Source organism: Chromobacterium subtsugae (assembly GCF_001676875.1).
Taxonomy (GTDB): Bacteria; Pseudomonadota; Gammaproteobacteria; order Burkholderiales; family Chromobacteriaceae; genus Chromobacterium; species Chromobacterium subtsugae.
Map to the genome: position 1 here is coordinate 74,950 of NZ_JYKA01000004.1, position 12,094 is coordinate 87,043.

Here is a 12,094-nt window from a genome sequence, read left to right on the forward strand (position 1 = left end):
GCCCCCCCCCTTTTCCGTCCGCCAGGCGGAACCGGCACTCAAATTTCATCCGCGAAGCGGACACCAACCGGTGCGTCGCCCCTGCGGGGTGACGCACCCTACGACACCGCCAAGAAACTGCTAGGCGGCGCGCCCAATTCCCGCTTGAACATGGTGGCAAAGGCGCTTGGGCTGGCGTAGCCCAGGTCCAGCGCCACCTTCAGCACGCTGTCGCCGCAGGCCAGCCGCTGCAGCGCCAGCATCAGCCGCGCCTGGCGCCGCCACTGGCCGAAGCTGAGGCCGGTTTCGCGGCGGAAGCGGCGCTGCAGGGTGCGCGGGTCCAGCGCCAGCTCGCGCGCCCACTCGGCCGCGCCGCGCGCGTCGTCCGGTTGCGCCAGCCAGCCATCGCACAGCTGGCGCAGCGCGGCCGATGACGGCTGCGGCAGCGACAAGGGCAGCACCTTGGCGCGGGCGATTTCCTCCAGCAGCAGGTCCATCACCTTTTCATCGCGCGAGCCGGCGGCGCACGGCACCGCCACCGCCATCGCCGCTACCACCAGCTCGCGCAGCAGCGGCGTCACTTCCAGCACGCAGCAAGCCTCGGGCAGGCCTTGCAGCTTGTCCTCGCGCACGTAGATGCTGCGCATCCGCACATCGCTGACCATCTTGACCTGATGCCAGGCGCCGATCGGCAGCCAGATGGCGCGCGTCGGCGGCACCACCCACTGGCCGCGCTCGGCGCTGACCAGCATCAGCCCCTCCACCGCGCACAGCAGCTGGGCGGTGGGATGGTTGTGGCGCGGCGTTTCCAGCCCCGCCGGATAGTCGCGCGGCTTGCCGCGCACCGGTTCCAGCCCGCGATCGAACTGGTTCAGATGGTCGAAGCTGTCCATGACGCCTCTTTCGACAAGATGAATGCCCTATTTTCGCAGGACCGACGAAAACGCGCTTGTTAGGATGAAGCCATCCCACCCGTACCGAGTATCGATTTCATGACCGCAAGCACCCAGCTAGCCGCGCCGGCGCAGGACACGCGCTTTCGCGTGCTCGGCGCCATCAGCTTTTCCCATTTTCTCAACGACATGCTGCAGTCGCTGCTGGTGGCGCTGTACCCGTTGCTGAAAGGCAACTACCACCTCAGCTTCGCCGAAATCGGCCTGCTGACCTTCACCTACCAGTGCACCGCCTCGCTGCTGCAGCCGCTGGTCGGCATCTATACCGACAAGAAGCCGCAGCCCTACTCGCTGGTGTTCGGCATGGGCTCGACGCTGATCGGCCTGCTCTTGCTGTCCAGCGCCGGCAGCTTCCCGCTGCTGCTGCTGGCCGCCGCGCTGATCGGCACCGGCTCGTCCATCTTCCACCCCGAATCGTCGCGGGTGGCGCGGATGGCTTCCGGCGGCCGCCCCGGCCTCGCCCAGTCCATCTTCCAGGTCGGCGGCAACGCCGGCAGCGCCACCGGCCCGCTCTTGGCGGCGCTGATCGTGCTGCCGCTGGGCCAGGGCAGCGTCGCCTGGTTCAGCCTGGCCGCGCTGCTGGCGATGTACGTGCTGTTCCGCGTCGGCCAGTGGTACGCCCATCAGCACCGCCAGGCGAAGAAGGGCGCCGCCGCCGCCAAGCCGGCGCTGCCGCCCGGCCGCGTCAAGCTGACCCTGCTGCTGCTGTTGCTGCTGGTGTTCTCCAAACACTTCTACCTGGCCAGCATCACCAGCTACTACACCTTCTATCTGATCCACCATTTCCATATCGGCGTGCAATCGGCGCAGCTGCACCTGTTCCTGTTTCTGTTCGCCGTGGCCGCCGGCACGGTGCTGGGCGGCCCGATCGGCGACGCCATCGGCCGCAAGCGGGTGATCGGCTTCTCCATCCTCGGCATCGCGCCGCTGGCGCTGCTGCTGCCGCACGCCGACCTGTTCTGGACCTCGGTGCTGTCGTTTCCGATCGGCTTCATCCTGGCCTCGGCCTTCCCGGCCATCCTGATCTACGCGCAGGAGCTGCTGCCGGGCAAGGTGGGCATGGTGTCGGGCATGTTCTTCGGCTTCGCCTTCGGCATCGGCGGCATCGGCGCCGCGGTGCTGGGCGAACTGGCCGACCTGAATGGCATCGAGTTCGTCTACCAGCTGTGCGCCTTCCTGCCGCTGCTGGGCCTAGCGTCGCTGGCGCTGCCCGACCTGCACCGCCAGGCCAAGGCCTGACGCGGCGCTTGATCCAGCGCAAACTCCGACGGCGCGCCGCCGCCGGAGTTTGCAAACGATAATAGCTAGCATTATCATGTTTTTCTGCATCCGGCTCCGCCATGGGGCCAACCCGATAAGGAAAACATAATGCGTCGCTTCGTCTGCCAGCTGGCCATCGCCAGCGTAGCCCTGTCCGCCTCCTTCGCCGCCATGGCCAAGGAATACCCGATCGGCAAACCCACGCTGAAAAACGGCATGGAAATCGGCGCGGTCTACCTGCAGCCCACCAAGATGGACCCGGACGGCATGATGCTGAAGCCGGAAGCTTCCGACATCCATCTGGAAGCCGACATCCACGCCACCAAGAACAACCCCAACGGCTTCGAAGAAGGCGCCTGGATGCCCTACCTGGTGGTCAAGTACGAACTGACCAAGGTCGGCGGCAAGACCCAGAAGGGCGACCTGATGCCGATGGTGGCCAACGACGGCCCGCACTACGGCGACAACGTCAAGCTGCAAGGTCCGGGCAAGTACAAGCTGAAATACACCGTGATGCCGCCGTCGGCCAACGAGCACGCCCACTTCGGCCGCCACGTCGACAAGGAAACCGGCGTCGCCCCGTGGTTCAAGCCGTTTGAAATCAACTACGAGTTCACCTTCGCCGGCATCGGCAAGAAGGGCGGCTACTGATTCGCGCGGCGGTAATGTGAACGCAAAGCATTATTGATTGCGATACAATGAAACGGCGCGGCCCGAAGAGCCGCGCCGTTTCACATTCCGGGATGAGGATTCGATGACTGTTCTGCGCCTGTTGGCCGCCGCCCTGCTGGCCGGCCTGTTCTCCGCTTCGGCATTGGCCGAGGAAATGCCGGTGTTCAAGCTGGAAATCAAGGATGGCTATTTCAAGCCCGCCCGGCTGGTGGTGCCCGCCGGCAAGAAATTCAAGGTGGAAGTGATGAATACCGGCAAGACGCCGGCCGAGTTCGAAAGCACGCCGCTGCGCAAGGAAAAGGTGCTGGGCCCCGGCGCGGAATCCTTCCTGGTGTTCCAGCCGCTGTCGCCCGGCGAATACAAGTTTTTCGACGAGTTCCACATGAAGACCGGCCAGGGCGTGATCGTCGCCAAATAATCTCGCGGGAATCGATATGGGACAGGTACTTTTCATTGTCTGGCGCGAAAGCGTCGAGGCCTTGCTGGTGGTCGGCATTCTCAATGCCTGGATGAACCAGAACGAAGCCGGCCGCGCCGGCAAGCCCTATCTGTGGGGCGGCGTGGCGCTGGGCGTCGCGCTGGCCATCGCGCTGGCGGTGGCGCTGTTCGCGGCCAGCAGCCTGATGGCGGGCGCGCAGGATTACTTCCAGCTCGGCATGGTGTTCATCGCCGCCGCCCTGATCGTGCAGATGGTGCTATGGATGCGCGAGCACGGCCGCACGCTGAAGAAAGAACTGGAAAGCGGGCTGAGCGAAAACGCCCGCAGCGACAACTGGTGGGGGGTCACCGTGCTGGCCGCGCTGGCCATCGCCCGCGAAGGCAGCGAGGCCGTGGTGTTCCTGTACGGCATGCTGGCCGAAGCCCAGGGCATGGAGCTGGCCAAGATGGGCGTGGCCGGCCTGGTAGGCCTGCTGCTGGCCTTCCTCACTTTCTACCTGCTGCAGCTGGGCGGCAAGGTGCTGTCGTGGCGGCTGTTCTTCCGCGTCACCGAAATCATGCTGCTGCTGCTGGGCGCCTCGCTGTTCCTCAACGGCGTGGAGAAACTGATCTCGATGGACATCCTGCCGCCGCTGGTGGACCCGCTGTGGGACAGCTCGGCGCTGCTTGACGACATGAGCCCGTTCGGCGGCGTGGTGGCTTCGCTCACCGGCTACCGCTCGCACCCGGCGCTGACCAGCCTGATCGCCTACGCGCTGTTCTGGCTGGCGATCTGGAGCCTGTTCCAGTGGCGCAACCGCCGCCAGGCCGCCGCCGCATGAAAGCGGATCCCAAGCGGCTGCGCCCGCAGCGGGTGATTCCCATCGTCGCCGCCCCGGGCGGCGGCTCCTGTAGCCCGCAGCGACAGCCGCGCGGCCTGCTGGCGCTGGCGGGCATCTGGCTGCGCGACCACGCCGCGCTGCTGCGCAAGCTGCAATGGGCGGTGGTGCTGGTTTACGCCTTCCTGCTGATTGTCCCCGCCTGCCTGCCGCTGCCGGAAGACACCGCGCGGATGTGGGACAACCTGACCATCTTCGCCCAGTTCGTGTTCTGGGGCATCTGGTGGCCGTTCGTGCTGCTGTCGATGGTGCTGTTCGGCCGGCTGTGGTGCGGCGTGCTGTGCCCGGAGGGCGCGCTGTCGGAATGGGCGGCGCGCAAGGGCATGGGACGGCCGATTCCGCGCTGGATGCGCTGGGGCGGCTGGCCTTTCGTCGCCTTCGTCCTCACCACCGTCTACGGCCAGCTGGTCAGCGTCTACCAATACCCGAAAGCCGCGCTCTTGGTGCTGGGCGGCTCCACCGTGGCCGCCGTCGCCGTCGGTTTCGTCTACACCCGCGGCAAGCGCGCCTGGTGCCGCCATCTGTGCCCGGTCAACGGCGTGTTCGGCCTGTTGTCCAAGCTGGCGCCGCTGTACTACCGCGTCGACGAGGCCGCCTGGAAAGCCTCGCATGAGCGGACGCCGGCGGTGGACTGCGCGCCGCTGCAACCGCTGCGCCACATGCAGGGCGGCAGCGGCTGCCATATGTGCGGCCGCTGCAGCGGCCATCGCGACGCGATCGAGCTGAGCCTGCGCCCGTCCAACGATGAAGTGGTGCGGGTGGCGGAAAAAGAAGCCGATGGCTGGCAGACCGCGCTGATCGTCTACGGCCTGCTGGGCGTGGCGATGGGCGCCTTCCACTGGACCATGAGCCCCTGGTTCGTATCGCTGAAGCAAGCCGCGGCGGAATGGCTGGTGGACCGCGACATCATGTGGCCGCTGGACACCGGCGCGCCGTGGTGGCTGCTCACTCACTACCCGCAGCACAACGACGTGTTCTCCTGGCTGGACGGCGCGTCGCTGATCGCCTATGTCGCCGCCACCGCGCTGGTGCTGGGCAGCGGCATCCTGGCCTGCCTCGCCTTGTCGGTAACCGTTTCCGGCCGCTGGCACACGCAACGCCTGCACCATCTGGCGCAGGCGCTGATCCCGCTGGCCGGCTGCGGCGTGTTTCTCGGCCTGTCGGCGCTGACCGTCACCCTGCTGAAGGCCGAAGGCTTCGCCATGCACTGGGTCAACGATGCCCGGCTGGCCTTGCTGGCCGGCGCCAATCTGTGGGCGCTGCGGCTGGCCTGCGGCATTCTGTCGCGCTGGAGAGGCGGCCTGAGCCGCCTGGCGGCGCTGCTGCCGTTCTGCGGCGCGCTGGCGCTGGTAGACTGCGCCTGGGGTTATATGTTCTGGTGGTGGTGACGGCGGGCATCGGCGCCGCCATTCCCCGCTCAACGCCCCTGGCCGCGTCCGCCGCGCCAGGGGCGTTTGCTATCCGGCGCGGCACGGAAGCGGCTCTTGGTTGGCGCCGCGCGCTGTGCGATAACACAGTATCCCCGTCCGTTTAGGAGCCGCCATGCGGCGTCTGCTGCCTCTGGTTTTCGCGCTGTCGCTCGGCGGTCCGGCCGCTGCCCAGCCGGCCGTCGAGCTGGCCACCGGCGAGTGGCCGCCCTACGTCTCGCAAAGCCTGCCGCAGGACGGCGTGTTCTCGCAGATCGTGCGCCAGGCCTTCCAGCGCGCCGGCTACCCGGTGCATTTCACCTATCAGAGCTGGCCGCAGGCCGAGGCGGCGGCCAAGGCCGGCCGGGCTGCGGCGGCGTTTCCCTACCGGCCGACGCCGGAGCGCGAGCAGGATTTCGACTTCTCCGCGCCGCTGATGCGCTCCACCAGCTATCTGTTCTATCACAAGCCCCACATGCCGCACCCGCCGCCGCAGTTCAAATCGTTAGACGAGCTGCGCGGCTACCGCGTCGCCGTCCAGCTCGGCTATTGGTACATTCCGCTGTTCCAGCAGCACAAGCTCAATACCCTGCTGACCAGCGACGAAGTCAACGCCTTGCGCCAGTTGCAGCTGGGCCGCCTGGACCTGGCGCCGATGACGCTGGAGCGCGGTTTTTTCCTGATCCACAGCGCGCTGCCCGGACATGAAAAGGAATTCGGCTACATCCCGACGCCGCTGGACAAGGAAACGCCGCTGGGGCTGATGTTCTCGCGCGGCTATCCGCAGGTGGCGCGCATCCGCGAGGACTTCGCCCGCGCGCTGGAGTCGATGGAGAAAGACGGCACGCTGAAGGCGATCTACCAGCGCAACTTCCCGGAAGTCACGCCGCCGCGTTGACCAGCGTGGGATTCAGCACCCGGATCACCTCCTGCGGGCTGACCCCTACCAGGAAGCCGCGCTTGCCGCCGTTGAGGTAGATGAGCGGCAGCTCGGCGATGCTGGCCTCCATATACACCGGCATCGGGTGGCGGGTGCCGAAGGGGCTGGTGCCGCCCACCTGGTAGCCGCTGTGCTTGTCGGCGGTTTTCGGGTCGCAGGGATGGACTTTCTTCGCGCCGATCTGCTTGGCCAGCATGCCGGTGCCCACCTCCCGGTCGCCGTGCATCAGCACGATCAGCGGACGCTTGTTGTCGTCCTCCATGATCAGCGTCTTCACCACCGCGTGCTCGTCGACGCCCAGCTCGCGCGCCGACACCGTGGTGCCGCCCTTGTCCTCGTATTTGTACAGGTGTTCGGTGTAGTCGACCTTGTGCTCGCGCAGCGCGCGGACGGCCTGGGTGACGGGGGCCTTGCTGGACATGATGTGTTCCCGATGCGAAACGCCACACTTTAAAACCCGGCCGCCACCTTGCCAAGCGGCGGGATCAAGCCTTGCGCGCGCGCCACCACAGCCGCAGGCCCAGCAAGCAGGCCAGAACAGCGGCGTAGATCAGCGGCTGGGTGACATCCTTCTTCACCAGCCACCAGTAATGGGTGACCGCCAGGATCGCCACCGGGTACACCAGCCGGTGCAGCTTGCCCCAATTGCGCTTCAGCCGCCGCATCCAGCCCTGGGTGGAGGTCAGCGCCAGCGGCGACATCAGCGCGATGGCGGCGAAGCCGACGGTGATGAACGGCCGCTTGGCGATGTCCTTCAGGATGTGGTGCCAGTCGAAGAACTGGTCCAGCCAGATATAGGTGGTGAAATGCAGGCTGGCGTAGAAAAAGGCGAACAGGCCCAGCATGCGCCGGCATTTCAGCGGCCAGGCCTGGCCGGTCAGGCGGCGCAGCGGCGTCATCGCCAGCGTGGCCAGCAGCCATACCAGCGTCCAGGTGCCGGTGGAGCGAGTAATGAACTCCACCGGGTTCACCGCTTCGCCCATCAGCACGATCCACGCCGCGCGCATGAGCGGCAGCAGGCAGGCGATGAACAACAAAACCTTGCCGACGGCGAGGCGGCGGTCGGCCGGGGCGGCGGGCGTTTTCATGCGCAGCGTCGTCATCAGTAGTTCTTTCTCAGGTCCATGCCGCGGTACAAGCCGGCCACCTGCTCGGCGTAGCCGTTGAACGGCAGCGTCTTGCGCTTGAAGAATTCGCCGATGCGCCGCTCGGATGCCTGGCTCCAGCGCGGGTGGTCGACATCCGGATTCACATTGGAATAAAAGCCGTACTCATGGGCGTTGGCCATATTCCAGCTGGTGGCCGGCATCGTTTCCTGCAGCCGGATGCGGACGATGGACTTGATGCTCTTGAAGCCGTATTTCCACGGCACCACCAGCCGGATCGGCGCGCCGTTCTGGTTCGGCAGCGCGTTGCCGTACAGGCCGACAGCGAGGATGGCCAGCGGATGCATCGCCTCGTCGATGCGCAGTCCCTCGCGGTACGGCCAGTCCAGCACCGCCTGGCGCTGGCCTGGCATCTCGCTCGGCCGCTGCAGCGTCTCGAACGACACGTATTTGGCGCGCGAAGTGGGATTCATCTGCTTGATCAGGCTGGCCAGCGGGAAGCCCACCCAGGGGATGACCATGCTCCAGCCCTCGACGCAGCGCAGCCGGTAGACGCGCTCTTCCAGCGGAAACTTCAGCAACTCCTCGATGGAGAAGCGGCGCGGCTTGGCCACCTCGCCGTCCACCAGCACGCTCCACGGCCGGGTATGCAGGCTGCCGGCGTTCTCCGCCGGATCGCTCTTGTCGGTGCCGAATTCGTAATAGTTGTTATAGCTGGTGATGTCCTTCAGGCTGTTGGGCTTGTCATTGGCCGCCAGCTGCGACAGCGGGCTTTTCCTGGCGTTGAGCCCGGCCAGCGTTTCGGCCGACAGCAACAGTCCGGCGGCGCCGGCCATGAACTGGCGGCGGTTGAAGTACACTTTTTCCGGCGTGATTTCCGACGGCAAGTGGTCGGCGGGTTTTCTGATCAGCATGGCGGCGCTCCTGTCGTTTCCACTTGGTCGGCTCAACACGCTGATTCTGACACCAGGCGGGATCAACCGTTCAGCGTTAAAGTGTTAGCAAAGACTATCCCGGCCCGCTTGGCCGGCGCCAATGCCGTCATGCTAAACTGCGGCCGCCGCCGCGGCGGCGCTTCCGTGCCGTTCACACCAACAATTACAGATCAGACAATGTCATGAAGAAACAACTCGCCATCGCCCTGACCGTGGGCAGCCTGCTGCTCTGCCAATCCGCCCTCGCCCGCCGCGAGCCGCTGGAACAGCCGCAACGCGTCACCCTTACCGCGCCCAACGGCGACGTCGGCAAAACCAAGGCCGCCATCATCCGCGCCGCCAGCGGCCTGCAATGGAATGTCGTGGCCGACCAGCCCGGCAAGCTGACCTTCAAGCATGTCAAAGGCAATATCGTGCTGGTGCTCGATGTCAGCTATGACGCCACCGGCTATCAGGTGCGCTACGCGTCCAGCGAAAACCTGAGCTACCAGGAAACCGAAACCGGCGCCCGCGTCCACCCCACCGTCAACCGCTGGATGGACAATCTGGTCCGCCACATCGGCGGGGACCGCACCGATGGCGACGACGACGACAAGCCGGCCAGCGCGGCCGAGTAAGCGCCCGCCCATGCAACCGGCCAAGCGCCTGTCCGGTTGCCCCGCTCCCCCCAGCCCCGCCTCTTTCCATGCCATCCAAGCTGAAATACCAGATCCAACCCGCTCCGGAGGTGGACACCGCCACCTTGCGCCGCCTGCACGCGCTGCGGCTGGCGCAGTTTCCGTTCCGCCGCGCCGACCCCGCGCGCGAAGCCGCCATGTGGCGCGAATTTCAGGATAGCTATCGACAGCGCGCCGCCTGGTCGGTGATTTTCCGCGACGCCGACGGCGCGCCGCGCGGCTTCTGGCTGGCTGTCTGCGAGCGGCCCCGGCCGCCGGCGCCGCGCGGCGTGCTGCTGCGGGTGGATTATTTGTATACCGAACCGGGCTGGCGCGGCAGTTCCGTATTGATCGCGTCCACCCTGAGGCTGCTGTGGCGGACCAAGCTGCAAGCGCCCGGCCTGCCTCTATGGTTCGGCTGCATCTGTTTTCCCAATAGTTTCATCCGGGTGGCGGCCACCTTCGAACAGGTGCGCACGCTGGCCGACGCGCCGCTGGCGGCCGCGGACCGCGCCTTGCTGCTGCAGCTGGGCGCCGACGCCGCGGGCGCCCGTTGGCGCGCGGCCAGCGGCCTCGCCGACTTCAGCGACCATCATCCGCCGGCGCTGGCCGCCGGCATCGCCGACACGCCGCGCCTGGCCAGGCACTTGGCCCGCTACGAAGCCGCCAACCCGGACTGGCGCCGGGGCATGGCCATGCCGATGTTCTGCCGGATCGGCCTGGCCACCGCCATCCGCGGCGTTTGGCACACCCTGCGCCGCGCTTGGCGGCGCAAACCGGCGGCTTGAGGCTACAACTGGTGCCAGCCCAGCCAGTACAGCGCGCAGAACAGGGCCGCGCTGATCAGCAGGGCGATGGCCAGCGCGGAAAACAGCTCGTGCAGCGTGCGGCGCTGGCTGGGCCGCAGCAGCCAGCGCGCCACCGCCCACAGCACCAGGCACAGCACGAAAAACTTGAACAGGCGTCCAAACATGATGGCAGTCGGCGAGGAAGTGCCGCGATTATCCCGGCGCGATCTCTCCCCGCGCAAGCCCGGCTTGTGGATATAATCGTCCGGTAGCCGCAGGAGACTTCGCCCAGCCTGCCCCGACAGAGGGCGGCGGACGAAGATAATTAGAAGAGGCCACCACCACTTATGACCGACACCAACTGTTCGGTAGGCATCGTCGCGCCCCAGGACGCCGTGTTCGATGTCCCATTGCCGCTGGCGAGCGGCGCCGTGCTGCCCAGCTACCAGCTGCGCTTCGAAACCTACGGCGCGCTCAACGCCGGCCGCAGCAACGCCATCCTGATCTGCCACGCGCTGTCCGGCCACCATCACGCCGCCGGCCGCCATCACCCGGACGACAAGGCCGCCGGCTGGTGGGACAATATGATAGGCCCCGGCAAGCCGATCGACACCGACCGCTTCTTCGTGGTCGCCGTCAACAATCTGGGCGGCTGCCACGGCAGCACCGGCCCCTCCAGCGTCAACCCGGCCACCGGCCAGCCCTGGGGCTCCGCCTTTCCGGTGGTGACGGTGGCGGACTGGGTGAGCTCCCAGGCGCGGCTGGCCGACCGGCTGGGCATAGAGCGCTGGGCCGCGGTGATAGGCGGCTCGCTGGGCGGCATGCAGGCGCTGCACTGGAGCATCGCCTACCCGCAGCGCGTCGCCCACGCGCTGGTGATCGCCTCCGCCCCCAAGCTGTCGGCGCAAAACATCGCCTTCAACGACGTGGCGCGCCAGGCCATCCTCACCGACCCGGAATTCCACGGCGGCGACTTCTACGCCCAAGGCGCGGTGCCGCGCCGCGGCCTCAGGCTGGCGCGGATGCTGGGCCACATCACCTATCTGTCCGACGACGGCATGGGCGAGAAATTCGGCCGCATGCTGCGCTCCGGCGAATACCGTTTCGGCTACGATGTGGAATTCGAGATCGAAAGCTATCTGCGCTACCAGGGCGACAAGTTTTCCGACTACTTCGACGCCAACACCTACCTCTTGATGACCAAGGCGCTCGACTACTTCGATCCGGCCAAGGAGCACGGCGGCGACCTGGCCGCCGCGCTGCGCCAGGCCAGCGCCAGCTTCCTGGTGGCCAGCTTCACCAGCGACTGGCGCTTCGCGCCGGAACGCTCGCGCGAAACCGTGAAGGCGCTGATCGCCGCCGGCAAGCGCGTCAGCTACGCCGAAATCGAATCGGCGCACGGCCACGACGCCTTCCTGATGACCGACCCACCCTATGTGGACCTGATGCGCGCCTACCTGTCCCGCGTGGCCGAGGAGGCGAACGCATGAACCATCCCGCTCTCCGCCCCGACCTGCGGATCATCTACGACTGGATCTCGCCCAGCAGCCGGGTGCTGGACCTGGGCTGCGGCCGGGGCGAACTCCTGGCGGCGCTGCAGGACGGCAAGCAAGTGCAAGGCTACGGCGTCGATTTCGACGTCGCCAACGTGGTCGGCTGCGTCGCCGCCGGCGTCAACGCCATTCAGGGCGACCTGGAAACTGGCCTCGCCGAATTCGAGGACCAGCGCTTCGACCACGTGGTGCTGTCGCAAACGATACAGGCGATGCGCCATACCGAGGCCATCCTCAACGAAATGCTGCGCGTCGGCCGCGAGGCCATCGTCAGCTTCCCCAATTTCGGCTATTGGCAAAACCGCTGGCAGATCCTGCAGGGCCACATGCCGGTGTCGGACACCATTCCCTACCAATGGTACGACACGCCCAACATCCACTGGTGCATGCTCGGCGATTTCGAGGCGCTGTGCGCGAAGAACGGCATACGCATCGTCCAGAGGGTGGTCATGGACAAGGGCAAGCGGGTATCCTTGTTGCCCAATCTGCGCGGCAGCCTGGCCTTCTACCGGGTGGCGCGCGGCTGATTC

At 66.6% G+C, this 12,094-nt stretch carries 15 protein-coding genes; 10 read left to right on the forward strand and 5 right to left on the reverse strand.

The window, feature by feature from the left end; genetic code table 11:
- Window positions 1–98: 98 nt before the first annotated feature.
- A complete protein-coding gene (locus tag MY55_RS06105) occupies window positions 99–872 on the reverse strand; it encodes an AraC family transcriptional regulator (RefSeq protein ID WP_043576919.1) in 774 nt (257 codons plus the stop codon).
- 99 nt (window positions 873–971) lie between these two features.
- Here MY55_RS06105 and MY55_RS06110 point away from each other — a divergent pair, with 99 nt between their 5' ends.
- The 6 genes from MY55_RS06110 to MY55_RS06135 all read left to right on the forward strand — a co-directional run bounded on the left by MY55_RS06110 (window position 972) and on the right by MY55_RS06135 (window position 6,484).
- Window positions 972–2,171, forward strand: a complete 1,200-nt coding sequence (locus MY55_RS06110; RefSeq protein ID WP_043576917.1) for an MFS transporter — start codon at window positions 972–974, stop codon at window positions 2,169–2,171.
- 129 nt (window positions 2,172–2,300) lie between these two features.
- Complete coding sequence (locus tag MY55_RS06115; protein WP_047238480.1) at window positions 2,301–2,843, forward strand: iron transporter; 543 nt, start codon at window positions 2,301–2,303, stop codon at window positions 2,841–2,843.
- Between the two features lie 103 nt (window positions 2,844–2,946).
- Window positions 2,947–3,282 carry a cupredoxin domain-containing protein gene (locus MY55_RS06120; RefSeq protein ID WP_047238479.1) on the forward strand — a complete coding sequence of 112 codons (336 nt, stop codon included), beginning with the start codon at window positions 2,947–2,949 and terminating at the stop codon, window positions 3,280–3,282.
- Between the two features lie 16 nt (window positions 3,283–3,298).
- Complete coding sequence (locus MY55_RS06125; RefSeq protein WP_043576911.1) at window positions 3,299–4,123, forward strand: FTR1 family iron permease; 825 nt, start codon at window positions 3,299–3,301, stop codon at window positions 4,121–4,123.
- Complete coding sequence (locus MY55_RS06130; protein ID WP_244270659.1) at window positions 4,120–5,568, forward strand: 4Fe-4S binding protein; 1,449 nt, start codon at window positions 4,120–4,122, stop codon at window positions 5,566–5,568. Before MY55_RS06125 ends, MY55_RS06130 begins: the two co-directional genes overlap by 4 nt.
- 154 nt (window positions 5,569–5,722) lie before the next feature.
- The gene (locus MY55_RS06135; RefSeq protein WP_047243889.1) at window positions 5,723–6,484 is read left to right on the forward strand and encodes a substrate-binding periplasmic protein; all 762 of its coding nucleotides are present in this window, start codon (window positions 5,723–5,725) and stop codon (window positions 6,482–6,484) included.
- On the opposite strand, the gene ybaK is transcribed toward MY55_RS06135, so the two are convergent.
- From ybaK to msrP, 3 genes are all read right to left on the reverse strand, one after another.
- Entirely contained in the window at window positions 6,468–6,947 is a 480-nt protein-coding gene (gene ybaK / locus MY55_RS06140; RefSeq protein ID WP_047248587.1) for a Cys-tRNA(Pro) deacylase, read from the reverse strand. The two genes, MY55_RS06135 and ybaK, sit on opposite strands and share 17 nt — an antisense overlap.
- Before the next feature lie 64 nt (window positions 6,948–7,011).
- The gene (locus MY55_RS06145) at window positions 7,012–7,629 is read right to left on the reverse strand and encodes a protein-methionine-sulfoxide reductase heme-binding subunit MsrQ (protein ID WP_065202110.1); all 618 of its coding nucleotides are present in this window, start codon (window positions 7,627–7,629) and stop codon (window positions 7,012–7,014) included.
- The gene (gene msrP / locus MY55_RS06150; RefSeq protein WP_043576895.1) at window positions 7,629–8,546 is read right to left on the reverse strand and encodes a protein-methionine-sulfoxide reductase catalytic subunit MsrP; all 918 of its coding nucleotides are present in this window, start codon (window positions 8,544–8,546) and stop codon (window positions 7,629–7,631) included. Before msrP ends, MY55_RS06145 begins: the two co-directional genes overlap by 1 nt.
- A 203-nt stretch (window positions 8,547–8,749) precedes the next feature.
- Between msrP and MY55_RS06155 the strand changes: the two genes are divergently transcribed.
- The gene (locus MY55_RS06155) at window positions 8,750–9,184 is read left to right on the forward strand and encodes a hypothetical protein (protein WP_043576892.1); all 435 of its coding nucleotides are present in this window, start codon (window positions 8,750–8,752) and stop codon (window positions 9,182–9,184) included.
- 68 nt (window positions 9,185–9,252) lie between these two features.
- Window positions 9,253–10,011 (forward strand): hypothetical protein, encoded by a 759-nt coding sequence (locus MY55_RS06160; RefSeq protein ID WP_065202111.1) that lies wholly within the window; start codon window positions 9,253–9,255, stop codon window positions 10,009–10,011.
- Window positions 10,012–10,013: 2 nt separating this feature from the next.
- Here the strand turns inward: MY55_RS06160 and MY55_RS06165 are convergent, their stop codons facing one another.
- On the reverse strand, window positions 10,014–10,196 hold the full coding sequence (locus MY55_RS06165) for a protein MIGRI (protein ID WP_043576887.1): 183 nt from the start codon (window positions 10,194–10,196) through the stop codon (window positions 10,014–10,016).
- A gap of 162 nt (window positions 10,197–10,358) precedes the next feature.
- Between MY55_RS06165 and metX the strand changes: the two genes are divergently transcribed.
- Window positions 10,359–11,501 carry a homoserine O-succinyltransferase MetX gene (gene metX / locus MY55_RS06170; RefSeq protein WP_065202112.1) on the forward strand — a complete coding sequence of 381 codons (1,143 nt, stop codon included), beginning with the start codon at window positions 10,359–10,361 and terminating at the stop codon, window positions 11,499–11,501.
- Window positions 11,498–12,091, forward strand: a complete 594-nt coding sequence (gene metW, locus MY55_RS06175) for a methionine biosynthesis protein MetW (RefSeq protein ID WP_043576883.1) — start codon at window positions 11,498–11,500, stop codon at window positions 12,089–12,091. The genes metX and metW overlap by 4 nt, the downstream gene beginning before the upstream one ends.
- Window positions 12,092–12,094: the final 3 nt, after the last annotated feature.